This window comes from Catenulispora subtropica (genome assembly GCF_039531675.1).
Taxonomy (GTDB): Bacteria; Actinomycetota; Actinomycetes; order Streptomycetales; family Catenulisporaceae; genus Catenulispora; species Catenulispora subtropica.
In genome coordinates, this window is the sequence record NZ_BAAAQM010000012.1 from 123227 (window position 1) to 150163 (window position 26937).

The following is a 26937-nucleotide window of genomic DNA, read 5'->3' on the forward strand; positions in this document are numbered from 1 at the left end:
CGTCTTGCGACTAGCCGGCGCGCCTGGTGCGCCTAGCGCGCAGAAGGAGGTTGACATCCCCGAACTCGTGCCACAGATACCGGTTCGCCAGCGCCGCGTCATAGCTCGCCCGGAGCAGGCGCGGCCCCGCGATCGCCGTCAGCATCAGCAGGTGCGACGCCTCCGGCTCGTGGAATCCGGTGATCAGGCCGTCGACGGCCCGCACACCGCGCTCCGGCGTGATGATCAACTCGGTCCACCCCTGGCTCGGGTGGACCGTCCCCTCCTCGTCGACCGCCGACTCCAGGGCGCGGACCGCGGTGGTGCCGACGGCGATCACGCGACCGCCGTGCGCGTGCACGTGGTTCACCAGGTCCGCCGTCACCGCCGGCACCGAGTACCACTCCGCGTACGGCTTCTCGTGGGCCTCGGGCGATGCGACGCCGGTGTGCAGGGTGATGGGGGCGATGTGCACGCCCAGGGCCACCAGGCGGGCCACCACCTCCGCGGAGAACGGCCGGGCGGCGCTGGGCATCTCGGCGCTGCCGGGGACCGCGGCGAACACGGTCTGGTACGCGGAGATCGGCCAGTCGCGGTCGACGTAGTCGTACCGGATCGCGCGCCCGTGGCGGCTCAGGTAGGCCGCCACCGACTCGCCCAGGTCCAGGCGTGCCACCCAGAGGCGGCTGGTGTACGGCCGCAGCAACGTCACCGTCGCCCCGCCGGTCACCCGCAGGCGCAGGCCCGGCCGGGCGGGGCTCGCGGGGCCGGCCGAGTCGGGGTCCAGGGCGAACGGCTTCGTCGCCCCGTCCGGCAGCGGCCGGCGCAGCTCGACGATCCAGGCCTCCGGCGCGTCCGGGGTCCCGGTGGAGACGTGCAGCACCAGGCGCTCGCCGGTGTCCGGGACCTCGGCGTCCAGCGCCGCGGGGAGCGTGCCGGAGTTGTTGACCACCAGCAGATCGCCCGGCTCCAGGAAGTCCGGCAGGTCCGAGAAGACGCTGTGCTCCACCTCGGGATCGTCGTCCCCGGTATCCCGGGCCACCAGCAGGCGGACGCCGTCCCGGTCCAGGCCGCGCGCCTCGGCCGGCTTGCGGGCCAGCAGGTCGGAGGCGACGCGGAACCCCTCCCCCAGCGGGCTGTCCGGACCCGCCGCCGAGGCGGCCGCCCTCACGGCCGCCGGTTCGTACAGCACCGCCGTCATCTCAGGCCACCTCCGCGTCCGCCACGGCCGCCGGCGCTGCCGGCAGCAGATCGGAAGCCTGATAACGGCCCGAGGGCCGCCGCTCGTCGATCAGCCGCAGGAAGCCCGGCACCACCGTCTCCGGCAGCGGCAGGTCGCTGATGTCCTCGCCCGGGAAGGCGTCCTGGTGCATCTGGGTCCGCAAGTCGCCCGGGTCGACCGCCCACACCCGCACCTTCGGCTCCTCCAGGGCGAGGATCGCCGAGGCGTGGTCCAGCGCCGCCTTGGACGCGCCGTAGCCGCCCCACCCCGCGTACGGCTCGACCGCCGCGTCGCTGGAGATGTTCACGATCTCGCCGCCGTGCTCCCGCAGCTGCGGGAGCAGCAGCTGGGCCAGGGCGAGCGGGGCCAGCACATTCACCTCGAAGGTGGCCAGCAGGTCCGGCAGCGGGAAGGCGGCCAGCGCCGGCATCGGCGAGCCGCCGAGGGCGGAGGCGTTGTTCACCAGCAGGCTCGCCCCGCCGAGGTCGGCCGCCGCCTCGGCGAGGTCGGCGCGGTGGTCGTCGTCGGTGACGTCGCCGGCGAGGGCGATCACGGTGGTCAGCTTCGACAGCTCGTAGTCGGCCGCGGCCAGCTTGTCCGGAGTCCGGGCGTCGATGACCAGGGACCAGCCGCGCTCGGCCAGCCCCCGCGCCAGGGCCAGGCCCAGGCCCTGCGAGGCGCCGGTGATCACGGCCACCGGGTTGCCGCTCCAGCCCGCGGCCGGGGTGTTGTGCGTCGTGGTGTCGTTCATGCCCTTCACCCTGCTCCGCGCGGCGGCGCCGGGGATCGGGCCCGAGACCGGAATCGGTCAGGGCCGTTAGTCCTAGGACCAGCGGCCTAGGCCCCGCCGGTCCGCGGCCCGATGGGGCCCGGCGATCTTTGGAGATACCCTGCGGACATGACCCCCCAGAATCCGCTGGACACCATCCGCCGCTTGTCGGCGGCGGTGCTCGCGGTCAGCCGCCACCTGGCCACCGACGAGGTCCTGCAGACCATCGTGGCCACCGCGCGCGAGCTGATCGGCGCCGAGTACGCGGCCCTGGGCATCCCGGACGGCGCCGGCAGCTTCGCGCAGTTCCTGGTCGACGGCGTCTCCGACGAGCAGTGGGCCGCCATCGGGCCGCTGCCCCGGCAGCACGGCATGCTCGCGGTGATGCTCCAGGACCCGGCGCCCCAGCGGCTCCCCGACATCCGCGAGGACCCGCGGTTCGGCTGGTGGCCCAAGGCCCATCCGCAGCTCGACGCCTTCCTCGGCCTGCAGATCCGCGACGACGACGAGATCCTCGGCGCGATCTTCCTGGCCAACAAGCCCGGCGGCTTCACCGCCGACGACGAGGAGCTGCTCGGCGTGCTGGCCGGGCACGCCGCCATCGCCCTGCGCCACGCCCGCCTCTACGAGCGCGAGCGCGAGCTGGCGATCACCCGCGAGCGCAACCGCCTGGCCCGCGAACTGCACGACGCGGTCGCGCAGAAGCTGTTCGCCCTGCGCCTGACCTCCCAGGCCGCCGCCGACCTCCTGCGGCGCGACCCGGAGCGGGCCCACGCCGAACTGGACCAGGTCGCCGCCCTGGCCCGGGAGGCGGCCGAGGAACTGCGCTCGGTGGTGGTCGAACTGCGGCCGGCCGAGCTGGAGGAGGACGGCCTGGCGGTCACCCTGCGCAAGCACGTGGAGGTGCTGGACCGGGTGAACCTGACCGCCGGCGGCCCCCGCGTCCGGTTCGAGGGCGCCGACGTCAAGGCCCTGTCGCCGGCCGCCGAGGAGGTGCTGCTGCGGGTCGCCCAGGAGGCGCTGCACAACGCGCTGCGCCACGCCGGCGCCACGACGATCATCGTGAAGCTGGCCGAGCACTGCCCGGCCGGCACCGGAGCCTGCGGCGGCGCGCTGCTGGAGGTGGCCGACGACGGCGCCGGCTTCGACCCGGCCGCGGTCCGCCGCGCCGGCCGCAGCCTGGGCCTGGTGTCGATGCGGGACCGCGCCAAGTCCGTGCGCGGGCGCCTGGACGTCGCCTCGGCGCCCGGGCAGGGGACGACCATCCGGCTGGAGGTGGACCGTGGCCGCGCGGCCTGACGTCACCACGGCGTCGAACATCCGAGTGCTGATCGCCGACGACCACCGCATGGTCCGGCAGGGCCTGCGCACGTTCCTGGAGCTGCAGGACGGCATCGAGGTGGTCGGCGAGGCCGCCGACGGCGCCGAGTGCGCCGAGCGGGCCGCCGAGCTGAGCCCGGACGTGATCCTGCTGGACCTGGTCATGCCGGGCGTGGACGGCGTGGGCGCGATGGAGCTGCTGCGCGAGGCGGGCTCGAAGGCCCGCGTGCTGGTGGTCACCAGCTTCACCGACCGCCGCATGATCGTCCCGGCCATCCGCGCCGGCGCCCGCGGCTACGTCTACAAGGACGTCGACCCGGCGGCCCTGGCCACCGCGGTGCGGTCGGTGCACGCGGGCCACGTGCTGCTGGAGCCGGAGGTGGCCGCCGCGCTGCTGGAGTCCGGCGGCGGCACGGCCGAACCCGGCCCGCCGGCCGCGCCGCTGACGGCACGCGAGCGGGAGGTGCTGGTGCTGATCGCGCAGGGGCGGGCGAACCGCGAGATCGCGCGGACGCTGGTGCTGGCCGAGAAGACGGTCAAGACGCACGTGTCCAACATCCTGATGAAGCTCGGCGTGGCGGATCGGACGCAGGCCGCGTTGTGGGCGGTGCGGCACGGGATAGCGCCGCAGGACGAGCGCTAGACGCCGCTTCTCGACTTTACGGAGCAAGCAACTGCGGGATCGCGGTACGCAGGTACAACCGGGCGCCCGGTTTGTAGTAGTGGACGCCGTCCCAGCGATAGGCACGGCTGGCGGAGATGACCGGGTCCTGACAGAACTCCGGCGGCGGATACAGGGCGCGGACGTGGTGTGCCGGAGCCTTCGCGTACGCCGACAGCAGAGAGTTGACGTGCGCGGTGCGGGAGTCGTCACCGCGCTCCGGCCACAGCCCGCCGGAGGCCCCTGAAGTGCGGACCGGGCGGTAGCAGGGCAACAGAGCGAGGTCGAGGCGAGGCAGGCCGGTGGCCTTCAGCGCCGTGACGGCTGCCGTGAGGCGGTCGGTGAAGTAGGCGTCCCAGTCAGGGGTGCCGAACGCGAGCGTCTTGCCGTCGACCTTCTCGTCGAACAGATCCCAGGCTCCGATCATCAGCACCGCGTCGTCGGCGCGGTCGCGCTGGATGCGCTTGGCCCACGACGCGAGTGTGTGGCCGCATTCGGCGTCCAGGTCGCGGCGATCGCCGGCACTGCTGCTGATGCGGCCTCCGAGAAGACCGCAGCCTTCGGTGGTGGCGTCGAGGAGGGTGAGGTAGGCCGAGGTGTCGGGCGGGCTGTTGAGGGCCAGGGTCATGCCCTGGGAGTCGCCGATGAGGGCGACGCGCGGCGGGTGCGCCGGGGGCGGGGGCAGGGCCGTGGGGTACGCGGGGACCTCGCCGGGAGCGGCGGCGTGGGGTCGGGGCTGCGGCTGGGGCTTCGGTACCGGGGCCGCGTCCTGAGCCGCACCGGCGAGCGCGGCGGCCGGGCCCCTGTCGACCGCGACGGCGCGGGCATCGGCCGGATGCGCGGCGGCGGTGACGAGGAGGGTGTCGGTGAGCATGGCGGCCGCGGCGACGACGGCGAGCACGGCTCCGGCGGTCGCGACCGGAACGGCGGGACGGCGGTCGTCCAGGGCGGCGCGGGCTCGCGAAGCGGCGCGGCCGAGGGCCCCGTGGCGGACCGGGGTCTCGATGAAGCGGTAGGTGAGGGCGGCGAGCAGGACGGAGAGCCCGATCCGCAAGAGGAGGACGGCGTCCGGAGGCCAAGCGAGATCGGTGCCGGGGCGGGTGACGTCGAAGATCGGCCAGTGCCAGAGGTAGAGGGCGTAGGAGCGTTCGCCGAGCCAGACGAAGGGTTGGGAGGCCAGCAGCCCCGCGACGGCGGTGCCCGTGACCAAGGTCCTGATGAGGACGGCCGCGGCCAAGGACAGGGCGATCAAACCGGCCGGATAGAGGATCGAGGCATTCGCGGGGACGAGGGTGAAGGCGCAGAGGATGGCGGCCAGGGTGAAAAAGGAGGCTGATTCGGTGGCGATGCGGCGGACCGCCTGCACTCGGCCATGGGGTTCACGGGGTTTGTGAGGTTCACGGAGCTCACGGGGTTCACGGAGCTCACAGTGCTCAGCCCGGGCGATCTGGACGAGGGCGGCGATCACCCCGATGAGCAACTCGAAAGCCCGGGTGTCGGCGCCGTAGTAGACCCGTGAGGGGTCGTGCCACGGCGAGTAGAGCAAAGTCGTGAGCCCGATGGAGCACGCGGACAGCAGGGTCGCCCATCCGACGGCTCGCCACAGAGCGCTGACTCGCTCGGCATGCACGGTCGCCCCGTGGCTCGCTCGGCCCAAGGCGACCAACAAGAACATCGGCCACACAAGATAGAACTGCTCCTCGACGGCCAACGACCACAGATGCAGGAGCAGACTCGGCCGCCCGGTGCCCCCGAAGTAGGACTGGCCTTTCCCGACAAACCACCAGTTGGTGACATAGAGGAGGGAGGCCGTGGCGTCGTCGCGGAACCCCTCCGCTTCACCGGGCAGCCATAGCACCACAAAGGCACAGACCCCTGCGATGACGGTGAAGAGGGCGGGCAGCAGGCGCCGCGCCCGGCGGATGTAGAAGCGGCGCAGCGCGACCGCGCCCGCCGCGATGTACTCCCGAGCCAGCACGCCGGTGATGAGATAGCCGGACAGCACGAAGAAGACGTCGACGCCCAGGAACCCGCCCCGGACCCGCGGGATCCCCGCGTGGTAGAGCAGCACTGCGACCACCGCCACGGCACGCAGCCCATCCAGTGCCCGGATCCGCGAACCCGCCGCCCGCTCGGTCCCCGGCGCCGTGGCACCACCGCGCGCGGCACCGGCACCCGCCCCGAAGGCCGGCAACGCCACGAACCTGAGACGCGGAAGCAGCCGCGCACCCTCAGCAGGCTCCATGTCCGCCACCTCAGTAAAGGCACTGATCCGGCGCCCGGGGGAACGCCCCGCCCCTCCCTGGGGGCATACCACCCTATGTCCCAATTGTCGCGAACCGTCAACCCCAAGGTGACGGAGATCGCCGGGGAATCACCCGTCCGGACCAGTAGTTTTCAGACAGTCGGCACGGCCGGCACCGGGAATCCGTCCGAGGCGTCCGCCGGCCGGCCGACCTCCCAGACCCGCTCGAACTCGCCCTCGAAATGGGGATACCACTGGCCGTCGCGCTGCGGCACGAGCGCGAAGACCGCGTCCCCGCCGGCCGACTTGTGCGAGTAGACGTCCACATAGATGCGGCCGTTCGCGCGCTGCGAGTCGAGCAGCACCAGGCCGAAGGCCGGGACGAACGGCAGGAAGCGCACCTCGACCCGGCCGGTGGCACCCGGGGTCCGCGCCAGCTCGATCAGCAGGTCGATGGTCGGGCGGAGCCGGTTCTCGAAGACCTCGGGCTGGTCGGAGATGGTGCTGCGGGCCGCGGCCTGGGCCGGGGCGTCGGTCCGGGCGTCGATGAGCACGACTTTGATCACGGCTCCGTCGCGGGCGGCGTGCTGGAGCTCGTCAACGAGGTTGCGGATGGTCCGGGACAAGGTGACGCCGAGGATCCTGATATCGCGGGCGGCCCGGACCTGTTCGCCCAGACCCGGTTTGTCCTTGGTGAAGAAGTCCTCGGCGGACAGTTCGCCGGCCTTCCGGCTGCGGACGAGCGCGGCCAGGTCCTCGACACGCCGACGGCTGGTCAGCGTTCCGGTGGCGAGCAGGGCCAGAGTCGCCAAAGTGGCGGCGGCCAGGACTTTGGTACCGACGACGTCGAAGACCCCGAGCGCACCGAGCGTGAGCGCGAGCAGAACCGTGCTGTACAGCTCAAGGTTCTCGCCCATGGACAGGTCGGCGCGCATCCGACGCAGGAGGCGCATGAGGTCATCCTTCCGGGCCGGCCGCCCCAGCGTCAATGCTCTGTGATCACGCCTGCGGCCGATCGCAAGATCCTCATCCCCGCCGCAAGCGCCGCAGCGTCCACCCCCGTCCCTCTTCGTCCAGCTCCCGCGTGGCCTCCCCGAACACCTCCGCCGCCCGCCGGTACGACAGCCGCGCTCGTCCCGTCACGGCGCACCGGTTCCTCGCGGGCGTCCCCGCCGGCGCGCGCCGGTCCGTCAGGAACAGCGGCCCTGAGGGCCGGCCGGCGGCCAGCAGGGCCAGCAACCGTCCCGTCGCCGGGCGCCAGTGCAGAGCCGGACCCGCCGCGCCGGGACGCGTACGACGGCCGGAGGGATCCAGGTCCGACACGTCCAGCGCCAAGATCCGCTCGATCCCGCCACCGCTGTCGTACACGGCGTGCCACAGCGCCTGCTCCCGCAACGGCGCCCGCAGCCGCAGCACCGCCCGCGCCTGCTCCTCGCTCAACGGCTCCGCGCCGGCCCCCACAGCGGACATCGCCCGCCTTCGAATTCCGACCGTCGGATCCGACGCCACCCACCCCCGGGCGCGCCACCACGACAGAGCGCTGCGGAGGATCGCCAGTTCCCGGTTGGCCGTCCGCGCGCCCACCGCCGTCTCCCGAGCGGCGAACCCCGCCGCCAAGCGGAAAGGCGCCGCATCGCTGTCGACCAATCCCAGCGGCACCACCGGCGCCGCCGCCCCCCGCCGCGACTCACCCACCGGGGACTCCCGCTCGACCAGCATCCACGCCCACGTCGTCAACGCGATCCGGTACACGCGCTGCGACGCCGCGCTCAGCCCCGCCTCCGCGAGGAACCGGTCCACCGCGACCGCGTATTCCACTGGCGGCGCGATGGGCGTCCCGCTCGCGGAAGCTGATTCTGCCGCAGTAAACACCCTTCACGACCTCCCCTTGAAACACGACCGAAGAAGTCTATCCCCCCAGGATGAGCCAGCTGTTTACTGCGGCAATAACCTCTCTCTGCAAAGTTAATGCAAAGAGACTCAACTTCGGCGCAGAAAACCATTGAGCCGCCCTCCGTCCGGCGGCCACGCTCCCTCCGTGTCACGAATGTTCTCCGCTCTCGCCGACCGCGACTTCCGCTGGTTCTTCACCGGCTACCTCACTTCCAAGGTCGGGACCGCCATGGCTCCGGTCGCCACCGCCTTCGCGGTCCTGCACACCGGCGTCGGCCCCGCCGGCCTCGGTTATGTCATGGCCGCGCGCATCGTCCCCGTCGTCCTGCTCCTCCTGCTCGGCGGCGTCTTCGCGGACCGGCTCGGCGGCCGCACGGTGATGATCGCCTCGGACGTCCTGCGCTGCGGCGCCCAGGCCGCCTTCGCCCTCCTGCTGCTCACCGGCCACGCCACGCTCCCGGCCATGACCGTGGCCGCCGTCCTGTCCGGCATCGGCGAAGGCGTGTTCACGCCCTCTCTCCAGGCCCTGATCCCCCAGCTGATCCCGGCCGACCGCCTCGGCGACGCCAACGCCCTGCTCAGCGTGGCCGTCTCCAGCGCCGGCGTGGCCGGTCCCGCGATCGGCGGCCTCGTCGCGTCCCTCTGGCACGGCACCGCGGGCCCGGCCGCCGTCCTGCTCGTCGACGCCGCCAGCTACGCGGTCAGCGTCATCGTGCTGCTCCGCCTGGCGCACGTGCCGCAGCCGGAGCCCGGCGAAGCGCCCTCCGTCATCAGGGAGCTGCGGGACGGCTGGCAGGAGTTCCGCTCCCGGACCTGGCTGTGGGCCACCACCCTCCAGTTCTGTCTCTTCAACGCCCTGGTCTGGGCCCCGTATCTGGTCCTGGGGCCGGTGGTCGCCGACCAGAGGCTCGGCGGCGCCGGCGCCTGGGGCCTCGTCCTGGCCGCCAACAGCGCGGGCTCGATCCTCGGCGGGCTGGCGCTGCTCGGACGGCGGCCCCGCCGCCCCCTGCTGGTGACGGTCCTCGCCGCCTTCGGGTACGTCCTCACCCCCGCGCTCCTCGCCAGCAGCCTCCCGCTCCCGTGGGTCTGCGCCGCGGCCGCCGTCACCGGAGCCGGGGCGGCGATCGGCGGCGCGCTGGAGAACACGGTGATCCAGCAGCGCGTGCCGCCCGAGGTCCTCGGCCGCATCACCGCGTACCAGACCGTCGGCGCCTTCGCCCTCGGACCGATCGGACTGGCCGCGGCCGGACCCCTGGCCTCGGTGTTCGGGCTCGCGGCGTTCCTGGCGTTCGGCGCGGTCTTCCAGTTCGTCTCCAACCTCGCGGTGCTCGCCGTGCCCGATATACGCCACTTCCAGCAGGAAAATCAGAACTTGTCGGACCCCTCGGCTACGGTGATCGAAACAGTGATCGAACCCGAACCGTCCGCACCATCAGGGGGTTGACCATGACCGCCGACGCCGTCTCCCGGGCCCCGTCCCGCCTGTGGACCAAGCACGCCGACCAGGTCGCCCGCGCGGCCGGCCGAGCGATCTGGGACGCCGCCGAAAGCGTCCCGGACCCGCTGGCCGCCATCGCCGCCGCCCGCCGCCTGGCCGGAGACCTGCTGGACCGGCTGGCGCGCACGGCGGCGACCGGCGAACACCTGGCCACCTGCCTGGCCCGCGGCGACGACGGGACCCCGGGCCTGGCCGCGGACCTGGCGATGTCCCGCCGCGACCGGCGCTGCCTCACCGACCGCGCGGGCGCCGGCACCACCTTCGGCGCCCTGCTCCTGCTCGGCGCCCTCACCGGCGAGCCGATCGGCATCGTGCTGCGCAGCTGCCGCGACCCGTGCCACACCGTTCCCGGCCACCAGTCCGCGGTCCGCGGCTGGCTGCTTCGCGAGGGGTACGCGCACCCGCTCAGCCGGGGCGCCATCCGGACCGTCGTCGGCGGCCGGACACCGCATCCCGCACTACCCGACCACCCGGAGGAGGGAACACGGTATGAAAAGGCTTATTCGCTGTACCCGCCGGGGGATGAAGCCTGATACGAAGGCTGCGAAGGCTGTGCCGGCCCAGACGGCCCAGACGCGGCAGCGGAGGCGAGGAGGTGGCGCGCGTGGCGCCGGAGCCCTCACCCCGGGCGCGCCCGACCGCCACCCCCGAGGACCCCCGCGCCGCCGGCCTGCGCGAAGCCCTCGCCGATCGCCTCGTCGCGGAAGGCGCCGTGTCCACGCCCCGGCTCGCGGCGGCGCTGCGCGTCGTGCCCCGCCACCGCTTCGTGCCGGGGCTGCCGCTGGAGCTCGCCTACGCGAACCAGGTCGTCTTCGTGCAGCGGGATCGCGCCGGAGTGCCGACCAGCTCGGTCAGCGCGCCGGACATCCAGGCGATCATGCTGGAGCAGGCCGAGATCACGCCGGGCGCGCGCCTGCTGGAGATCGGCTCCGGAGGCTACAACGCGGCGCTGATGGCCGAACTCGCCGGGCCCGACGGCGAGGTCACCACGGTCGACATCGACCCGGACGTCGCCGCGCGGGCGCGCGCGTGCCTCGACGACGCCGGATATCCCGAGGTGCGCGTGGTCACCGCCGACGCCGAGGACGGCGTCCCGGAGTACGCGCCCTACGACCGCGTCGTCGTCACCGTCGAGGCCTGGGACCTGCCGCCGGCCTGGATCGGACAGCTCACCCCGGACGGCCGGATCGTCGTCCCGCTGCGCCTGCGGGGGCTGACCCGCTCCCTGGCCTTCGACCGCGTCGGCGAGCACCTGGTCAGCCGCTCGGCGCGGATGTGCGGGTTCGTCAAGATGCGGGGCGCGGGCCGCCACGCCGGCGAGGAGTTGACGCTCCACGCCGGCGACCTCGCACTCGAGGCGGACGACGTCGACGCGCTCCCGTCCGCCGAACACGTCGAGGCACTGCTGCGCACCCCGCGCGCCGAGCGCTGGTCCGGCGTCCGGGTCTGGCGCTGGGAGCCGTGGGACACCCTTCCGCTGTGGCTGGCCACCGCCTATCCCGGCTACTGCCAGCTCACGGTCCACCTCCCCGGCGCCCCGGCCGTCCCGGGCCCGCCCGGCGCCCCCGGTTCCGAGCCACTCGAACCGGCGCTGCGCTCGGGCACCCCGGCGGTGGCGACCGAGACAGCGTTCGCCCACCTCACCGCCACCTCGCTGCCCGACGGCCGCGTCGAGCTCGGCGCCCACGCCTTCGGCCCCGACGCCGCCACCCTCGCCGCCGACCTCGTGGAGCGCATCGCCATCTGGGACCGCGACCACCGCCGCGGCCCGTCCCCAACCATCACCGCCTGGCCGATCGACGCACCGGCGCCGGAGGCCGATCTCGTCGTGGCCAGAAGGCACGTACGGATCACGGTGGATTGGCCACGGCCCGACAGCGCCGGCCCCCGCGCCTAGCGACCCGCGGCGACCTGCTCCAGGATCGCCGCCGCCCGCTCTCCCGGCGCCGCGACCGGGATGTCGCAGAGCTCATACCCGAGCTCCCCGTACACCTCGCGGTGCACCCGCTCGAAGACCAGTGCGTCCTCGAAGCTGATCCGCCGCGCCGCGGTCGGCTCGACGAATCCGAGGTTCGCCAGAAAGAACACGGTCCGCTCGTACGTCCCCGCACGCCGGATCCGCTCGATCTCAGCGGTCAACGCCCGGCTCGGCCTGCGTCCCAGGTACCGGCTCAACGCCAGCGTGCACACCGGCGACCGGTCGAAGAACCACACCCCGCCGCCGCGCGCCGCAACTTCCCGTTCCTGCTGCATCGCCAGGACCCGGTCGACGAACCCCGGCCCCTCCCAGGGCGCCGCCTCCCCTGCCGCCTGACCACGCGCGATCACCTCGGTCGCGGCCTCGCCGACGGTCGGATGCCCGAGCCGCCGGAGTTCGTCGATCACCGTGGTCTTGCCCGCGCCTGGTGTGCCTGTGAGCACGTAACGCTTCATGCTGAGTCCTCACCTCGACACGCCTACCCCGGCTCAAGCCACGAAGCCCGAAAGCCGCCACCGCTTCATCGCCGGCCCGCCCATCAGGCCGAGCTCCTCGAAGAAGGGCACCACCTTCGCCGCGGCGCGCCGCTTCACCTCGATGTGGTGCTCGTTGCGCTTGGCCAGGTGTCGGGCCGCGGCCGGGTCGGTGATCCCCACGCGCCGGTAGACGGCCGGGTTCACCATGAACTCGCTGACCACGACCGCGCTCTCGGCCGCGACCAGGCGGGCGTGCTCGCGCTCGAGGCGCCCGGCCCGCGGGATGCGCCGGGCCAGTGCCTCGCGCGCGTACTTGACGTGGCGCGTCTCCTCGATGACGTGGATCTTCGAGACCTGGCGGACTAGCGGCTGCACCCGCTCGTCGCGGATCATCTCGCGCTGCATGACGTCGACGATCTCCTCGCCCATCAGGGTGCCCACCCACATCGGGGCGCCCTGCAGCAGCACCGGGACGTAGCGGCCCAGGGTGTTGAGGTAGCCGGGGCGGCCGTAGGGGCGGGCGCCGACGGTCTCGATCATCCGGATGAACATCAGCGAGTGGCGGCACTCGTCGGCGACTTCGGTGTAGGCGTACTGGACGTGGCGGGACTCCGGGCGGTGCCGCTCGTAGGCCATCTTCAGCAGCATCCGCATGAGGATGGTCTCGAACCAGATCCCCATCGACATGATGTTGACGATCTCCTGTTTGCTCAGCTCGATCCGCTGCTCGGGCGTCATGCGCTCCCACAGCGGCGTGCCGTACAGCGAGATGTGCTCGGGGGTGGCGTAGAAGAGATCGGAGGGTTGGGGCTGCTCCCAGTCGACCTCGTGCACCGGGTCGAACGAGTGCTTGGCCGAGGCGTCCAGCAGTTTGGCCGCCACCTGCTCCTTGTCCAGTCGTTTCTGGTCAAGCGCCGTCGCGCGCACCATCCCGCCCCTCCCCTTGCTCTGCGATCCGCACCTCGGCAAGCCGGGGTTACCAGCGGTAACCCGAGGTCCATGATTGACACGGGAGTCTTGCGTGTCAAGGGGCGCTCCCATCGCCGGGCCGCCGCCGGCGACGCGACCCGCGCGATCCCCCGGCGGATCGGCTCGAACAGCGGCTGGGACGCACGACGGTCGGCGCGGTCCCGGTCACGCCGTCGACCGTGACGCTGATCGTCGCGGTCCCGTCGCCGACCGCCCGCACCAGTCCGGTGGAGCTGCCATCACGACGGTTCTGCCGGCCGGGAGGCGCATCCTTCGGCTTCCGTCAGATCGGGACGGCTCATGATGTGCGAAAGGCCCCCGGGCGCCCGGGGGGCCTTTCCTGCCTCGGCGAGCTCAGCCCGCCATCATCGCCTGGAACTCGGCCAGGCTGATCTTCCCGTCGTGGTCGGCGTCGCCCGTGCCGATCCGCTCGGCCGCGTCCTCCACCGTGACGTCCTCGCCGAGTTCGGCCAGTGCGGCCTTGAGCTCCTCGGGCGTGATCTGGCCGTCGCCGTCCAAGTCGAACGACTGGAACACCTTCTCCACGTCTTCAGGCGTCTTCCGATGCTGCCCCACAGCCGTACCTCCCACGATCTTTCCCCGAGTCGATGTCCGGCCACGATACCGACTCGCTCACCCGCCCGGCTTCAGCGCCCCGACGGTCAGCAGGATGTTCGCGAAGTGCCGCTGGTCCCCCGTCGCCACCGTGGCGTCCAACAGCGGGTCCAGGCAGGCCCGGTAGAACTGCTCGCGGGCCAGCATCCGCAAAGGGGTCTCGGCTGCGAGGTGCTTGCGGTAGTCGGTGTCCAGCGTGAGCACGCTGCCGTCGTCCGGCTGCATCATCGCCGCCTCCTCGATCGGCACGGCGTCCGCCAGCACCTCCAGTACCTGGTCGACGGTGACCAGGCCCGGGCGCAGGTTCAGATGGATCACCCGGGCCCGGGCGTGGCTGTTGGCCCGGTGCGCGTAGTTGCCGTCGGCGATCAGGATCCTGCTGCCGTGGCCGGCCGCGGCGAGGACCTCCAGCAGGGGCGGATGGATCAGCGGATAGCGCAGCATGGCGAGCTCCTCCTGCTCGGTTCGACGGAGAGGGTGGCGCGCCGTGCTCAGGAGCGGACGCGGCGGGTGGTGAGCCACCGTTGGGCGACCACGACCACCAGCAGGAAGCCGCCGCTCACCACCGACTGGTAGTTGCTGTCGAGGGTGCCGATCTGGTTGATGATGTTCTGGATGACGTTGCGCAGCAGCACCCCGACGAGCGTGCCGAGCACGGTGCCGGCCCCGCCGGCGAGCAGCGTGCCGCCGATCACCACGGCGGCGATGGCGTCCAGCTCGGTGCCCACGCCGATGACGGTGACACCGGACTGCACGTAAGCCGCGGTCATGGCGCCCGCGAAACCGGCCAGCGTGGCGGACAGCCCGTACACGACGACCTTGTCGCGCGCCACCGGCAGACCCATCAGCCGCGCCGACGACTCCGAGCCGCCGATCGCGAACAGCGCCTGCCCGAACCGTGTACGGCGCAGCGTCAGCGCTCCGGCGCCGGACAACGCCAGCGTGAACCACACCGGATGGCCGATCCCGAACCAGGTCCCGCGCCCCAGGTTCAGGAACACGGCCCCGGCTCCGATCTTGTACGTCTCCGCACCCTCGTGGGTGATGGCCAGCAGCAGCCCGCGGGCGAACAGCATCCCGGCCAGCGTCACGATGAACGGCGCCATCCCGGTCCGCGCGATGATCAGCCCCTGCACCACGCCGAGCGTCCCGCAGACCGCCAGCGGCAGCAGCAGTGCGCCGAAGAAGCCGCCGCGTGCCCCGTAGGCGGCGAGCACACCACCGAGTGCGTAGACCGAGCCCACCGACAGGTCGATGCCGCCGGTGATGATGACGAAGGTCATGCCGAGCGCGACGACCGCCAGGAACGAGCTCTGGAGCGCCAGGTCGCGCAGGTTGTCGCCGGTGCCGAAGTGCGGATAGGCGATCCAGGCGTAGACGCACAGCAGCACCAGCACGACCGCGGCGCCCTGCCGCTGCAGCACCGAGGCGGCCAGCAGCCGGCGGGCCTCGCGGGCCCGGAACCGGGCGGCGCGCGACCCGGGATCCGTTCCCGGCGCCGAGCCGGACGGTGGGGAAGCCGGCTCGGACAAGGGTTCTGACACCATGCTCACCGAGTACTCCGTTCCCGGGCCGTGTACACCGCGACGACGATCAGCGCGGCCTGCACCATCTGTGCCGTCGAGTCCGGCAGGTCGTGCTTGATCAGCGTGGCCCGGACCAGCTGCATCAGCAGGGCGCCGGCGACGGTGCCCGGCACCCGCACCCGGCCGCCGGTCAGCGGCGTGCCCCCGACCACCACCGCGGTGATCGCCGAGAGCTCCATGAGCTGACCGGTGTCCGCCGGGTCGCCGGCCCGCAGCCGCGCGGTGGCCAGGACGCCGGCCAGGGCCGCGAGGACTCCGCAGAGCACGTACACCGTGATCAGGATCCTGCGCACCGGAAGCCCGGACAGCGCCGCGGCCGACCGGTTGCCGCCGACGGCCACCAGCTGCCGGCCGAACGTGGTGCGGCCGACCAGCAGCCCGGCCGACGCGGCGGCGCCGGCGGCGAACCACACGATCACCGGAATCCCCAGCAACGCTCCGCTGCCGAGGTCGAGCAGCGCCGCGTCGTGGACGTCGACCAGCTGCCCGTGCGCGATGACCAGCCCCAAGCCGCGCAGGCCGACCAGCAGCGCCAGCGTCGCGACGATGGGCTGGACCCCGAGCACCGCGACCAGGGTCCCGCTGAGCAGGCCGGACAAGGCGCCCGCCACGAGCGCGACCGCGAACGCCGCGGCCACGCCGTAGCCGAGGTACAACGGGATGAGCGCGGCGACCAACGCCATGACGGCGCCGACCGAGAGGTCGATCCCCTCGGTCCCGATCACCAGCGCCATCCCCACCGCGACGATGACCACCGGCGCGGCCTGGACCAGTTGGGTGCGCAGGTTCGCGGCGGACCAGAAGTTGGCGGTGAAGGCCAGGTTGAACACGATGAGCACGGCGACAGCGAGGTACACGCCGTACTCCTGCAGCACGGCGCCTCGCGCGCCGCTCATCGTCCGCGGTGCGGCGGCAGCCTCAGCCACGGTCGGCCTCCTCGGGCACATCAGGGTCCTGAGCGACGTCGGGATCCTCGGACACGTCGGGCTCCTCGGCGGCCAGCGCCGCCAGCAACGCCGCCTCGGTGACGCGCCCGGGCGGAACCTGCCCGGACACCGTGCCGTCCCGCAGCACCACCAGGCGGTCGGCGCCCTCGATCAGCTCCTCGGTGTCCGAGGAGATCAGCAGCACCCCGAGCCCCTGCCCGGCGAGCTCGTCGATCAGGGCCTGCACCTCCGCCTTGGCCCCGACGTCGATGCCCCGGGTCGGCTCGTCGAGCAGCAGCACCTTCGGCTCCAGGCACAGGGCGCGGGCCAGCAACACCTTCTGCTGGTTGCCTCCGGACAGTTCGCCGACCTTCTGCTCGGCGCTGGAGGCCTTGATCCGCAACCGCGTCATGAACGTCGCCACCACCCGGTCCTGCCGCGCACGGCTGACGACGCCGCCCCGCGACAGCCGCGGCAGCGCCGCCAGGACGATGTTCTCCCGGATCGACAGGTTCGGGATGATCCCGTCGGCCTTGCGGTCCTCGGCCAGCATGCTGACACCGGCCCGGATGGCCGCACCGGGGCCTCCGGCCACGCGGGTCCCGGCCACCTCCACCGATCCGGCCTGCCGCGGCGCGGACCCGGCGATGGCCCGCGCCGTCTCACTCCGTCCGGATCCGAGCAGCCCGGCCAGGCCCACGACCTCGCCGGGGCGGACCTCGACCGAGACCCCGGCCACTCGCGGCCGGCTGACCAGCCCGGACGCCCGCAGAACCGGCTCGCCGTCGGCATGGTGCTCGCCGCTGAAGGCGGTGGCACCGTGCGCCCTCAACTCTCCGCTGTCCCGGCCGAGCATCAGCGCGACCAGGTCCACCCGCTTCAGCCCGGCCAGCTCCCCGGTGTGGACCCGGCGTCCGTCGCGCAGGACCGTGACGTCGTCGCAGAGCCGGTAGAGCTCGTCCATGCGGTGGCTGACGTAGCACACCGCCACGCCGTCTTCCTTGAGCCGGTCGACGACCTCGAACAGCGTCGCGACCTCCCGCGGCTCCAGCGAGGACGTCGGCTCGTCCATGACGACGACCCGCGCGTCGAAGGACATCGCCCGGGCCAGCGCCACCATCTGCTGCGTGCCCAGACCGTAGCCGCCGAGCGGCCGGCGCACGTCGGCCCGCACCCCGTAGCGCGCGAGCAGCTCGGCCGCGGCCGCGTTCAGCGCGGCGCCGTCGATCAGGCCGAACCGGTTGCGCGGCTCGCGCCCGAGGAAGACGTTGCGCGCCACGCTCATCAGCGGGATGAGATCGACCTCCTGGTGGATCGTGGAGATCCCGGCACGCTGGGCGTCGGCGGGCCCGGTGAAGGCCGTCTCGGTCCCGCCGAGCCGGACGACGCCGGAGTCCGGCCGGTACACCCCGGTCAGGACCTTGATGAGCGTGGACTTGCCGGCCCCGTTCTCCCCGACCAGGCCGTGGGCCCGTCCGGACCGCAGCCCGAGGGACACCCGATCGAGGGCCCGCACTCCGGGGAACCCTTTGGAGACGTTTTCGACATCGAGCACCACGGGCATGGCGTCAGTACGACTTCGCCACGTCGGCGGCGGCGTTCTTCTCGTCGTACCGGCTGTCGCTGATGACGATCGACGCCGCGACGCCCTTGCCGCTCTCGAAATCGCTCAGCGCCTGGAACGCCAGCTGGCCGAAGCGCGGGTTGGACTCGATCACCGCGTTGTAGTCGCCGTTGACGATCTCCTGCACCGCGTTGTGAGTGCCGTCCACGCTGACCAGCTTGACGTCCTTGCCCGGGTTCTTGCCCGCGGCCTTCAGGGCGTTGAGCGCCCCGACGCCCATCTCGTCGTTCTCCGCGTACACCGCGGTGATGTCCGGGTGGGACTGGATCAGCTGCTCCATGGTGGCCTGGCCCTTGGCCCGGTCGAAGTCGCCGGTCTGCTGCGCCACCACGCTGAGCCCGGGGGCGGTCTTCAGCTCGTCGACGAAGCCGCTGGTGCGGTCGGTGGTGACGTTGTTGCCCGAGCTGCCCAGCAGGATCGCGACCTTGCCGGTGCCGCCGGTGACCCGGATCATCTCGTCCGCGGCGCGCTTGCCCTGGGAGGCGAAGTCCGAGCCGATGAAGGTCACGTAGTCGGTGCACGGGGTGGAGGTCACCTTGCGGTCGATCGTGACCACCGGCACCTTCTCGGCCTTGGCCGCGTCGAAGGCCGGCTGCAGGCCGTCGGAGTTCAGCGGTGCCACGATGAGCAGCTGCACGCCCTGGTCGAGCATCGACTTGATGTCGCTGATCTGCTTGTTGAGATCACTCTGCGCGTTGGTGGTGACCAGGTTGCCGGACGGTATGCCCAGGGCCGCCGCCTGGTCCTTGATGGACTGCGTCTCGGTGATGCGGAAGGGGTTGGCCTCCTTCTCCGACTGGGAGAAGCCGACCTTGGCCGTCTTGAGGTCCACCGTCGGATACCCGACGGACGAGGCGGTGCAGCCGGCGGCGGAGGACGACGGCTGGCTGCTGGCGGCCACCGCGGCCGGGCCGGAGGAGCCGGTGGCCGCGACGGGCTTGGACTCGGACTTCGAGCAGGCGGTGGCCAGGGCGCTGACGGCCACGGCCGCGGCGGCGAGGCGCCGGAAGCGATTACGGGACACGGCGGATTACCCCATTCTTCGTCGGGTGCGATGACGTATGCGGGTTTCAGCAGCGGTTCACGGGGCCGCGGCCCGGCCGGGCCGAGCGGCGGCGTGCGGTGGCGGTGCTCGGAGACAACGTGCGCGGGACCCGCCGGCGGCCGATCATCAGGGGCCGTACTCCACCGGCCTATGGCGACTTTTTACATCCTTGGAACGACGTTGTAAAGAGGCTAGGCTGCCGCTGCCGGTTGCCTCGGTGGCGCGCCGTTCCCGGAACCAACACACTCGTCACAGGAGGCTCACATGGCCGCAACGCTGAAGGACGTCGCCGCTCTGGCCGGCGTCTCGATCAAGACCGTGTCGAACGTGGTGAACGGCTACGGATTCGTCAAACCCGAGAACCGCCGCCGGGTCGAGGAGGCGCTGAAGGCCACCGGGTACCGTCCCAACCTCGGCGCCCGCAACCTGCGGCGCGGCCGCACCGGGTTCATCGCCATGGTGGTCCCGGAGCTCAGCGTGCCGTACTTCGGTGAGCTGGTGAGCCTGGTGATCGGCGCGGCCGCGGACCGCGACTGGACCGTGCTGATCGAGCAGACCCAGGGCGTGCGCGACCGGGAGCGCGAGGCCCTGTCGGCACTCGGGCCGCACATGGTCGACGGCGCGATCCTCAGCCCGGAGGCCCTGACCGCCGAGGACCTGGCGGTCCTGGACCCCGGAGTGCCGTTCGTGATGCTCGGCGAGCACGCGGTGCACACCGCCGCCGACCACGTGGCCATCGACAACGTGGCCGCGGCGAAGGAGGCGGTCGCGCACCTGGCCGGCCTGGGCCGGCGCCGCATAGCCGCGATCGGCGCCAACACCGCGCGCGGAACCGCGGCCCTGCGCCTGCGCGGCTACCGCGAGGCGCTGGAGGACGCGGGCCTGCCGTTCGACCCCGCCCTGGTCGCCCCGGCGGCGAAGTACCACCGGCGCGAGGGCGCGCAGGCCATGGCCGCGCTCCTGGACCTGCCCGAACCCCCGGACGCGGTGTTCTGCTTCAACGACCTGCTCGCCGTGGGCGCCCTGCGCACCGCCGCCGACCGCGGCCTGTGGGTGCCGGAGGACCTGGCGGTGGTCGGCTTCGACAACATCGAGGAGGCCGCCTACGCGATACCCCGGCTGACGACCGTGGCCCCGGACAAGCAGGCGATCGCCGAGACCGCGGTGCACCTGCTGCACAGCCGCGTGATCGACCGGGACGAGCGGGAGCCGCAGGCGGTGCAGGCGGCCTTCCGGCTGGAGGTGCGCGGCAGTTCGCGGCCCCGGGACGCGGCACGGGGACCGCGGCCCTGAGCACGGCGGGTCCTTCCCTCATCGCAGGCCTCTGCGCCAGATCCGGCCGCATCGTCAGCCGTTCGCCGCCACCGGGTTTACAAGTCGGTGGCGCTGTGCTGTCATGAGACCCGTTTCAACGTTGTTTCGCCGTCCGCCGGCCTCGGACGCCCCGTCACCCGCGCCCGGATGATCGGCAGTTCCGCACCGTCGCGGCCGTTCGGACGGCGATGCTGTCCAGCACGCTCCTCCGGCCCTGATTTACAACGTTGTATCAGGGGTCTCCCCCGCCGGGCACCACCAGTCCTCGGAGCACGCCATGGCCTTGTCCCGCCGCGCCTTCGTCCGCACCGCCGTGTCCACGGCCGTGAGCGCCACCCCGCGTCGACGTGATTCGACGACGGACTCGGCGGACGTCGTGCAGTTCGACGACACCGGCACCGCCGACCACCTGTGGCGCGTCATCCGATGAGGCCGCCGGGCCGCGCGTCCGGAGCCCGGAAACGATTCCGCAGTCTCGGCCCGGGCTGGGGCCGGGCGCCGCCGGGACAGTGCCCGGTCCGTCCGCATCCTCATCGTCAGCGTCACCCCCACCAGCTCCGAACCCCACTACCACACAGGAGCACATCCCCATGCCCAGACTTCGCAGGACCCTGCTGTCCTTGCTGTCCCTGTGCGCGGTGCTCGTCGTCGCCTTCGGGACGCTCGTCGCCCTCCCGGCCGCGGCCCGGGCCGCCACGTCGCAGCCGTGCGACATCTACGGTGCCGCCGGGACGCCGTGCGTCGCCGCGCACAGCACCGTGCGGGCCCTGTTCGCCGGCTACAAGGGACCGCTCTACCAGCTCACGCGCGTCTCCGACGGCGCCACGCACGACATCGGCCTGTTGAGCGGGGGCGGCTACGCGAACGCCGGAGACCAGGACGCGTTCTGCAACGGCACCACATGCACCGTCACGAAGATCTACGACCAGACCTCGCGGCACAACGACCTGCTGCGGGGTCCGGGCGGGACGGCGAACACGAGCGCCGACCGTCCGGCCGACGCCGGTGAGATCGCCGTGAGGGCCGGCGGTCACAAGGTGTACGGCATCTGGATCTCGCCGGGCGTCGGCTACCGGACCCCCGGCGCGGGCGCGGGCATCGCAGTGAACGGCCAGCCCGAGGGTGCGTACATGGTCGCCAGCGGCACCCACGTCGGCTCCGGATGCTGTTTCGACTACGGCAACGCCGAGGCCGCCGCGGCCGACGACGGCAACGGTCACATGGACGCCGTCAGCATCGCCACGACGTGCTACTTCAGCCCGTGCACCGGCTCCGGGCCGTGGGTCGAGGCGGACATGGAGAACGGCATGTTCCAGGGCGCCGACGGCTCCAACCCCGCCAACCGGGGCGACAACAGCACCTTCGTCACGGCCATGCTGAAGAACGACGGCCAGACCACCTACGCGCTCAAGGGGGGCGATTCCCAATCCGGGGGCCTGTCGACCTGGTGGAACGGGCCCTTGCCCAACCGGGGCGGCTACATACCGATGCACCAGGAGGGCGGCATCATCCTGGGCACCGGCGGCGACAACAGCAACTGGAACATGGGCACCTTCTTCGAGGGTGTCATGACCGCGGGCTACCCGACCGACGCCGCCGAGGACGCGGTCCAGGCGAACATCGTCGCGGCGGGCTACGCGGGCGAGACGAACGTCCCGAACGGCCCGGCGGGCACCGTCGCCGCGCCCGGCGGCAAGTGTGTCGACGTGGGCGGCGACGACACCGGCGGCGACTACACCGCGGTCCAGCTCTGGGACTGCCAGAGCTACGCCGAGGACCAGCACTGGACCCACTTCGCCGACGGCTCGCTGCGCACCATCGGCCGCTGCCTGGACATCGACGGCGACGGCACGGCGGGCGGCACCCAGGTCGAGCTCTGGGACTGCAACGGGGTCGGCGGCCAGAAGTGGATCCAACGCGCCGACGGCTCCCTGTTCAATCCCCAATCAGGACGCTGCCTCGACGATCCCAGCGGCGACACCGCGAACGGCGTCCGTCTCCAGATCTGGGACTGCAACGGCAGCGGCGCCCAGAAGTTCGCCGTCAACGGCGGCGGCCCGGTCGCGGGCCCCGGCGGCAAGTGCGTCGACGTCGGCGGCGACGACACCGGCGGCGACACCACCGCGGTCCAGCTGTGGGACTGCCAGAGCTACGCGGTCGACCAGCACTGGTTCCAGAACGCGAACGGCTCCCTGCGCACCCTGGGCCGCTGCCTGGACATCAACGGCGACGGCACCGCCGCGGGCACCCCGGTGGAACTGTGGGACTGCAACGGAGTCGGCGGCCAGGTATGGCAGCAGCGCTCCGACGGTTCGCTGTACAACCCCCAGTCGGGACGCTGCCTGGACGACCCGGGCGGCAACACCGCGAACGGAACGCGTCTGCAGATCTGGGACTGCAACGGCACCGGCGCTCAGAAGTTCACGCTCAGCTGAGCCTGTCCACGCCAGGAGCACGGCAGTGGTCCGGCCACGTAACGTGGCCGGACCGTTACCATCGGAACACCGTCGGCCGGTCCCCGTCGCCCTCGGACGCTGGAACCGGGGGCCTGCTCCGCGCCCACGAAGACGACCGGATCGCCGAGATGAACGGAAGGTGAACAAAAAGCGTCTTGGGGGGCGAGACGATCCGTCGTGATGCACGTCACATGAGCCACTTCCGCGTCCGGCGCGACGCCGACGGGCAACCCAGGGGCGACCTGACCCGAATCTCCCGGGTCAAACCGTGACAAAGATCACAGTGGTTCGCACCGCCGCAGGTGAAGGCCATGAAACCCCGATGACACGGCCGGGTCGGCACATTCGGACACCGAACACGTCGGGCCCTTAATACCCACTCACCGCCATACGTACTCAAAAGTTGCGTATACGGAGACCCATGTTCACCCATTGTGCAGTGGTGACCATGCCGCACAGACTGGAGGCGCATCGTCCACCCAGGCCGTCGAGCTTGGGCTTTCACCGGGCGAAGGAGGCATCCAGCCATGAACGTCGTCGACCAGGGAACGGGCAGCGCCGCGTACCGGCCGCCCTGGACCTGCCCGCATCAGCCGCCCTGCCCGGGGGCGGAGGCCGCGGACCGCGACCTGGCGCTCATCCGGGTCGCTCATCCCGGGCAGGGGTGGACGCTGCTGTGCAACGGCGTCATCACCTTCGACGACACCGGCGAGCTGATGCCGGACGGCCGAACCATCCCGCCGCAGCGCTCCAGGCTCCGCCTGGCGATGTGACGCATCAGGTTCGGGACAGGACACCATGCTCTCCCTCACACTTGCCGCGTTGACGCTTCTGGCCTGCGGTTATGTTCTGGGACGTCTCCGTGCCCGGGCGCGATGCCGACGGCTGCGCCTGGACCTCGCCATGGCCCGGCACCTCGCGGAGCACGACTCCCTCACCGGGCTCATGAACCGGTCCGGCGCGCAGCACTTCTACGAGACCCGGACGGCCGCGGGCACGACGCTCGCCGCCGTCCTCGTCGACCTCGACGGGTTCAAGGCGGTCAACGACACCTGGGGCCACCAGGTCGGCGACGCCCAGCTGATGGCCGTCGCCCGCCGCCTCACCGACGCCTGCGCGTCGATCGGCGCGGTGGCCAGCCGCCTGTCCGGCGACGAGTTCCTCCTCCTGGTGCCCGACGCCGACGCGGACCTGGTCCAGGAGCAGGTGATGGGGATCCTGGCCCAGCTCGGCACGCCGATCACGCTGCTCGCCGGCGACGCCCTGATGGTCAGCCTCACGCCCGGCGCCTCGGCCGGCATCGCGGTCCCGCAGCGGGACGAGCCGTGGTCGAACCTGCTGCGCCACGCCGACATCGCCCTGTACCAGGCGAAATCCCTGGGCGGGCAGGCCGTCCTCTACACCTCCGGCATGCAGCATCCCGCACGCCGGGACCTCCCCGGAGTGAGACTCCGCAACTCGCCGCTCGTGAACTACGCCTGAGACTTGGCGGCGGCGAGCACCTCCCCGACGTCCTTGCGGCTCGTGTCGAGCTTCCGCAGGACGTTCGCCACATGGGTCTCCACCGTCCGCGGGGACAAGAACAGCGCCTGAGCGATGTCTCGGTTGGTGGCGCCTTGCGCCAGCAGCTCGGCGACCTGGCGTTCGCGAGGGGACAGTTGGCTTCCGTAGCCGTGCCGGCCCCGCGGCGCGTGCCGGAACAGTCCCAGGCTCCGCAGAGTGCTCTGGCACCGCGCCGCGTCGTAGGCGGCCCCGAGCTTGGTGAAACCGGTCATCGCCTCGTCGAGCCGCGCGTAGCCCTGGCCGGGATCGAGTTCGGCGAGCGCGACACCCATCCTTTCGACGGCTTGGGCGTGGCTGTACGGCCGTCCGATGTCGGCCCACAGCCGCCGCGCGAGGTCGAAGTGGTGGACGGCCTGCTCGGACGCGCCGTGCAGCAGACCGCGCGCCACGTGGAGTTCCGCGGTCGCCGCCGGGGCGTCCCGGTGCTGGAGCCCTTCCTCGGCGTCGTCGGCGAGCCGCTCGGCGAAGGCCCGATCACCCCGGGCCAGAGCCGTCTCGACGGCGGTCGGCACCAGGCCCGTGCCCCTGGCCCAGGCCGCGGCCCCGCGCAGCGTGGCGACCGCCGGCTCGACGATCGACCAGGCCTCGCCGAGGGTGCCCTCGCTGAGACCCGTCGCGGCCAGCGCCGAGGCGGCGCGCAGGTTCATCGTCACCTGCGACTCGGTCCTGCCCAGCCTGGCCGCGAGGGCGAACTGCTTCACCGCCTGCCGGCGATGTCCGCGCGCGTCGGCGATCAGCCCGAGCAGCATCGCCTGTTCCATGTGGAGCATGGCGATGTCCGGGTACTCGTAGGCCAGCGCGTTGAAACGCTTCTCGACCTTCTCCCAGTTCCCGCGCAGTCCTTCCAGGCGGGCCAGCACGATCCGGTTGTAGGACACCAGGTAGGGGATGTTCGCGCGGTGGGCCAGGACGCGGCTTTCCGTGAGCAGGGCCTCGGCGCGGCGGTCGTGCCCCACCTCGACGGCGATGTCGCCGACGTTGTAGAGGGCGCGGGCGGTCTGGCGGAGGATGTCGACGTCGTCGGGGTGGCGCGGCAGCCGCTCCAGCATGCTCCAGACCGCGGGATCGCCTTCCCGGGCCATCAGCGTCAGCCGCGTCGCCTCGGCGGTCGCCAGCATCGCGGCGTTCGGGCTGCGGCGCAGGGCCGCGTCGGCGCGGTGCATCCACTCCCAGGCCCGGCTCCACGCGCCGTCCTGTTCGTCGAGGGCGAGGGCGATCATCGCGCGGGCGGCGCGCTCGGGCCGTTCGGCCAGTTCCTCGGCGGCGTGCTCGATCTCCAGGAACCCGGCCCGGTCGCCGCCGTGGTTGGTGATCAGCAGGCCCAGGGCCAGCCGGATCTCGCCGCGGGTCGCGGTCGGCAGCTGCGGGTCGGCCAGCAGGCGGCGCAGCAGCGCGGCGTCGGCGATGTAGTCGACGCCGTTGGCGGCGATCAGGGCCAGGGCGATGGCGACGCGGGACCGCACCTCGGGAGCGAGATCCCGCTGGTCCAGGATCTGGTGGAACAGCGTCGCCGCGGTTCCGGCGTCGCCCAGCGCGACCGCCTTGTTCGCCGCCGCCTCGGCCCGCTCCAGCCAGGCCTCCTTGTCCCCCAGCGCCAGCGCGTGGTGGGCGACCTGTACCAGGGGCGGCGACGGGAGGGATTCGAGGACCGCGACGGCCCGCCGATGGAGCCTGGTCCGGCGCGGACCGGGGATCTGCTGATAGACGACCTGCTGGGCGAGGACGTGCCGGAACGCGTAGTGCGCGGGACTGTCCTCGACCAGCACCGCGGAGTCCAGCGCTTCGGTCAGGCCCTGGGCTTCGTCCTCGTCGGGCAGGTCCGCGACCTGGGCCAACAGGACCTCGGTGGCGGGCACCGCGAGCACGGCGGCGGCCTCCACCACCGCCTGGCCCGCCGGCGACAGGGCCGCGAAGCGTTCGGTGAGCGACTCGCGCAGGCCGTGGGGGAGCTCGGCGCGCTCGAGGTCGGCGGCGAGGTCCGCCGTCTCGGCGGCGGCCGCGCGCCGGGTCTTCTCGAGCAGGGTGATCAGGTCTTCCTCGGCGACCAGAGGCACACCGGCGCTGCGTTCGTACAGCGTGCGGCCCACTGTCGCGTCGGCGCTCGCGCCGAGCGCGTCCTGCGTCAGCTCCCACACGTCCTGTTCGGTGAGCGGAGCGAGGTGGACGACGAGGGCGCGGGTCCCGGGCTGTCGCCGGAAGGCGGAGCCGAGCAGGGGCGATCCCGGCGGCAGATCCCCGGCCCGGAACGTCAGCACCAGGCTCAACGTCTCCGGCATGTCGCGGCTGAGCAGCAACAGCAGTTCACGCGTCACCTCGTCGGCCCAGTGGACGTCTTCGATCACCACCGTCACCGGCCCGATCGCCGCCAACAGCGACCGTACGCCCCGCATCCTCCGGTCCCGCTCCTGGCCGGCGTCGTCCGTGGCCGGCGGCGGGACCGGCAGCTGATCGGCGATGTCGGGGAGCAGCGACGCGAGCGCTCCGGCCGTGCGCGGGATCTTGTCGCGGGGCGGCAGCAGCTCCCCGGCCTTGCTCAGGGCGTCGACGACGGGCCCGAACGGAACCGGCTCTCTCAGGGGATGGCAGAATCCCGTGACCACGTGGCATCCCTCAGAGGTCAGCGCCATCCCGGCCTCATAGGCGAGGCGGGACTTGCCGATGCCCGCCTCGCCCTCGACCAGGACGATGGCGGGCGGGTTCATCAATGCGGAGACGATGTCCGTCAATTCGTGCCGTCGTCCGACGAACACGAAGCCCCCGTCATGCCGTGTTCCGTCGTGACCAGGGGCGTCGCTCAT

At 72.3% G+C, this 26937-nt stretch carries 24 protein-coding genes; 10 read left to right on the forward strand and 14 right to left on the reverse strand.

Going from position 1 to position 26937, the window contains the following annotated elements; genetic code table 11:
* Positions 1 to 10: 10 nt before the first annotated feature.
* Entirely contained in the window at positions 11 to 1180 is a 1170-nt protein-coding gene (locus tag ABD466_RS13130) for an S-adenosylmethionine:tRNA ribosyltransferase-isomerase (RefSeq protein WP_344657276.1), read from the reverse strand.
* 1 nt (position 1181) lies between these two features.
* Positions 1182 to 1952 (reverse strand): SDR family NAD(P)-dependent oxidoreductase, encoded by a 771-nt coding sequence (locus tag ABD466_RS13135; RefSeq protein ID WP_344657277.1) that lies wholly within the window; start codon positions 1950 to 1952, stop codon positions 1182 to 1184.
* Positions 1953 to 2099: 147 nt separating this feature from the next.
* On the opposite strand from ABD466_RS13135, the gene ABD466_RS13140 reads away from it, so the two are divergent.
* Positions 2100 to 3269, forward strand: a complete 1170-nt coding sequence (locus ABD466_RS13140; protein ID WP_344657278.1) for a GAF domain-containing sensor histidine kinase — start codon at positions 2100 to 2102, stop codon at positions 3267 to 3269.
* A complete protein-coding gene (locus tag ABD466_RS13145) occupies positions 3253 to 3933 on the forward strand; it encodes a response regulator (protein ID WP_344657279.1) in 681 nt (226 codons plus the stop codon). The genes ABD466_RS13140 and ABD466_RS13145 overlap by 17 nt, the downstream gene beginning before the upstream one ends.
* Before the next feature lie 16 nt (positions 3934 to 3949).
* Here the strand turns inward: ABD466_RS13145 and ABD466_RS13150 are convergent, their stop codons facing one another.
* The 3 genes from ABD466_RS13150 to ABD466_RS13160 form a co-directional block, all read right to left on the reverse strand.
* Positions 3950 to 6196 carry an acyltransferase family protein gene (locus ABD466_RS13150; RefSeq protein WP_344657280.1) on the reverse strand — a complete coding sequence of 749 codons (2247 nt, stop codon included), beginning with the start codon at positions 6194 to 6196 and terminating at the stop codon, positions 3950 to 3952.
* Between the two features lie 152 nt (positions 6197 to 6348).
* Entirely contained in the window at positions 6349 to 7149 is an 801-nt protein-coding gene (locus tag ABD466_RS13155) for a hypothetical protein (RefSeq protein WP_344657281.1), read from the reverse strand.
* 73 nt (positions 7150 to 7222) lie between these two features.
* Complete coding sequence (locus ABD466_RS13160) at positions 7223 to 8014, reverse strand: hypothetical protein (RefSeq protein WP_344657282.1); 792 nt, start codon at positions 8012 to 8014, stop codon at positions 7223 to 7225.
* Between the two features lie 220 nt (positions 8015 to 8234).
* Between ABD466_RS13160 and ABD466_RS13165 the strand changes: the two genes are divergently transcribed.
* The 3 genes from ABD466_RS13165 (at position 8235) to fxlM (ending at position 11484) form a co-directional block, all read left to right on the forward strand.
* Entirely contained in the window at positions 8235 to 9533 is a 1299-nt protein-coding gene (locus ABD466_RS13165; RefSeq protein WP_425558636.1) for an MFS transporter, read from the forward strand.
* A 2-nt stretch (positions 9534 to 9535) separates the two neighbouring features.
* Positions 9536 to 10120: a hypothetical protein gene (locus tag ABD466_RS13170; RefSeq protein WP_344657283.1), complete on the forward strand. Its 585-nt coding sequence runs from the start codon at positions 9536 to 9538 to the stop codon at positions 10118 to 10120.
* Between the two features lie 71 nt (positions 10121 to 10191).
* Positions 10192 to 11484, forward strand: a complete 1293-nt coding sequence (gene fxlM / locus ABD466_RS13175) for a methyltransferase, FxLD system (RefSeq protein ID WP_344657284.1) — start codon at positions 10192 to 10194, stop codon at positions 11482 to 11484.
* Here the strand turns inward: fxlM and ABD466_RS13180 are convergent.
* The 8 genes from ABD466_RS13180 to ABD466_RS13215 form a co-directional block, all read right to left on the reverse strand.
* Complete coding sequence (locus ABD466_RS13180; RefSeq protein ID WP_344657285.1) at positions 11481 to 12020, reverse strand: ATP/GTP-binding protein; 540 nt, start codon at positions 12018 to 12020, stop codon at positions 11481 to 11483. The two genes, fxlM and ABD466_RS13180, sit on opposite strands and share 4 nt — an antisense overlap.
* 33 nt (positions 12021 to 12053) lie before the next feature.
* A complete protein-coding gene (locus ABD466_RS13185; RefSeq protein WP_344657286.1) occupies positions 12054 to 12971 on the reverse strand; it encodes an AurF N-oxygenase family protein in 918 nt (305 codons plus the stop codon).
* A 393-nt stretch (positions 12972 to 13364) separates the two neighbouring features.
* Positions 13365 to 13586, reverse strand: coding sequence for an EF-hand domain-containing protein (locus tag ABD466_RS13190; RefSeq protein ID WP_344657287.1), 222 nt, complete (start codon positions 13584 to 13586; stop codon positions 13365 to 13367).
* A 57-nt stretch (positions 13587 to 13643) separates the two neighbouring features.
* Positions 13644 to 14069 carry an RbsD/FucU domain-containing protein gene (locus ABD466_RS13195; protein ID WP_344657288.1) on the reverse strand — a complete coding sequence of 142 codons (426 nt, stop codon included), beginning with the start codon at positions 14067 to 14069 and terminating at the stop codon, positions 13644 to 13646.
* 47 nt (positions 14070 to 14116) lie between these two features.
* Positions 14117 to 15172 (reverse strand): ABC transporter permease, encoded by a 1056-nt coding sequence (locus ABD466_RS13200; protein WP_344657328.1) that lies wholly within the window; start codon positions 15170 to 15172, stop codon positions 14117 to 14119.
* A 2-nt stretch (positions 15173 to 15174) separates the two neighbouring features.
* Positions 15175 to 16107, reverse strand: a complete 933-nt coding sequence (locus ABD466_RS13205) for an ABC transporter permease (RefSeq protein WP_344657329.1) — start codon at positions 16105 to 16107, stop codon at positions 15175 to 15177.
* Positions 16108 to 16129: 22 nt separating this feature from the next.
* Positions 16130 to 17701 (reverse strand): sugar ABC transporter ATP-binding protein, encoded by a 1572-nt coding sequence (locus ABD466_RS13210; RefSeq protein ID WP_344657289.1) that lies wholly within the window; start codon positions 17699 to 17701, stop codon positions 16130 to 16132.
* 4 nt (positions 17702 to 17705) lie between these two features.
* A complete protein-coding gene (locus ABD466_RS13215) occupies positions 17706 to 18785 on the reverse strand; it encodes an ABC transporter substrate-binding protein (RefSeq protein ID WP_344657290.1) in 1080 nt (359 codons plus the stop codon).
* Between the two features lie 285 nt (positions 18786 to 19070).
* Between ABD466_RS13215 and ABD466_RS13220 the strand changes: the two genes are divergently transcribed.
* The 5 genes from ABD466_RS13220 (at position 19071) to ABD466_RS13240 (ending at position 24058) form a co-directional block, all read left to right on the forward strand.
* Positions 19071 to 20099, forward strand: a complete 1029-nt coding sequence (locus tag ABD466_RS13220; RefSeq protein WP_344657291.1) for a LacI family DNA-binding transcriptional regulator — start codon at positions 19071 to 19073, stop codon at positions 20097 to 20099.
* A gap of 298 nt (positions 20100 to 20397) precedes the next feature.
* Positions 20398 to 20550 carry a hypothetical protein gene (locus tag ABD466_RS13225; protein ID WP_344657292.1) on the forward strand — a complete coding sequence of 51 codons (153 nt, stop codon included), beginning with the start codon at positions 20398 to 20400 and terminating at the stop codon, positions 20548 to 20550.
* Between the two features lie 160 nt (positions 20551 to 20710).
* Positions 20711 to 22555 carry an arabinofuranosidase catalytic domain-containing protein gene (locus ABD466_RS13230; protein ID WP_344657293.1) on the forward strand — a complete coding sequence of 615 codons (1845 nt, stop codon included), beginning with the start codon at positions 20711 to 20713 and terminating at the stop codon, positions 22553 to 22555.
* Between the two features lie 548 nt (positions 22556 to 23103).
* Positions 23104 to 23349 carry a DUF5999 family protein gene (locus ABD466_RS13235; protein WP_344657294.1) on the forward strand — a complete coding sequence of 82 codons (246 nt, stop codon included), beginning with the start codon at positions 23104 to 23106 and terminating at the stop codon, positions 23347 to 23349.
* A 49-nt stretch (positions 23350 to 23398) separates the two neighbouring features.
* Positions 23399 to 24058 (forward strand): diguanylate cyclase domain-containing protein, encoded by a 660-nt coding sequence (locus ABD466_RS13240; RefSeq protein ID WP_344657295.1) that lies wholly within the window; start codon positions 23399 to 23401, stop codon positions 24056 to 24058.
* On the opposite strand, the gene ABD466_RS13245 is transcribed toward ABD466_RS13240, so the two are convergent.
* On the reverse strand, positions 24049 to 26937 hold the full coding sequence (locus ABD466_RS13245; RefSeq protein WP_344657296.1) for an ATP-binding protein: 2889 nt from the start codon (positions 26935 to 26937) through the stop codon (positions 24049 to 24051). The genes ABD466_RS13240 and ABD466_RS13245 overlap by 10 nt on opposite strands.

Excerpts from the sequence above, each read along its gene's own strand:
- ABD466_RS13140 (WP_344657278.1), top strand. The coding sequence starts at position 2,100 with ATGACCCCCCAGAATCCGCTGGACACCATCCGCCGCTTGTCGGCGGCG.
- ABD466_RS13135 (WP_344657277.1), bottom strand. The coding sequence starts at position 1,952 with ATGAACGACACCACGACGCACAACACCCCGGCCGCGGGCTGGAGCGGC.
- ABD466_RS13200 (WP_344657328.1), bottom strand. The coding sequence starts at position 15,172 with ATGGTGTCAGAACCCTTGTCCGAGCCGGCTTCCCCACCGTCCGGCTCG.
- ABD466_RS13245 (WP_344657296.1), bottom strand. The coding sequence starts at position 26,937 with ATGAGCGACGCCCCTGGTCACGACGGAACACGGCATGACGGGGGCTTC.
- ABD466_RS13150 (WP_344657280.1), bottom strand. The coding sequence starts at position 6,196 with ATGGAGCCTGCTGAGGGTGCGCGGCTGCTTCCGCGTCTCAGGTTCGTG.
- ABD466_RS13195 (WP_344657288.1), bottom strand. The coding sequence starts at position 14,069 with ATGCTGCGCTATCCGCTGATCCATCCGCCCCTGCTGGAGGTCCTCGCC.
- ABD466_RS13230 (WP_344657293.1), top strand. The coding sequence starts at position 20,711 with ATGCCCAGACTTCGCAGGACCCTGCTGTCCTTGCTGTCCCTGTGCGCG.
- ABD466_RS13235 (WP_344657294.1), top strand. The coding sequence starts at position 23,104 with ATGAACGTCGTCGACCAGGGAACGGGCAGCGCCGCGTACCGGCCGCCC.
- ABD466_RS13225 (WP_344657292.1), top strand. The coding sequence starts at position 20,398 with ATGGCCTTGTCCCGCCGCGCCTTCGTCCGCACCGCCGTGTCCACGGCC.
- ABD466_RS13155 (WP_344657281.1), bottom strand. The coding sequence starts at position 7,149 with ATGCGCCTCCTGCGTCGGATGCGCGCCGACCTGTCCATGGGCGAGAAC.
- ABD466_RS13205 (WP_344657329.1), bottom strand. The coding sequence starts at position 16,107 with ATGAGCGGCGCGCGAGGCGCCGTGCTGCAGGAGTACGGCGTGTACCTC.
- ABD466_RS13220 (WP_344657291.1), top strand. The coding sequence starts at position 19,071 with ATGGCCGCAACGCTGAAGGACGTCGCCGCTCTGGCCGGCGTCTCGATC.
- ABD466_RS13130 (WP_344657276.1), bottom strand. The coding sequence starts at position 1,180 with ATGACGGCGGTGCTGTACGAACCGGCGGCCGTGAGGGCGGCCGCCTCG.
- ABD466_RS13170 (WP_344657283.1), top strand. The coding sequence starts at position 9,536 with ATGACCGCCGACGCCGTCTCCCGGGCCCCGTCCCGCCTGTGGACCAAG.
- ABD466_RS13185 (WP_344657286.1), bottom strand. The coding sequence starts at position 12,971 with ATGGTGCGCGCGACGGCGCTTGACCAGAAACGACTGGACAAGGAGCAG.
- ABD466_RS13210 (WP_344657289.1), bottom strand. The coding sequence starts at position 17,701 with ATGCCCGTGGTGCTCGATGTCGAAAACGTCTCCAAAGGGTTCCCCGGA.
- ABD466_RS13180 (WP_344657285.1), bottom strand. The coding sequence starts at position 12,020 with ATGAAGCGTTACGTGCTCACAGGCACACCAGGCGCGGGCAAGACCACG.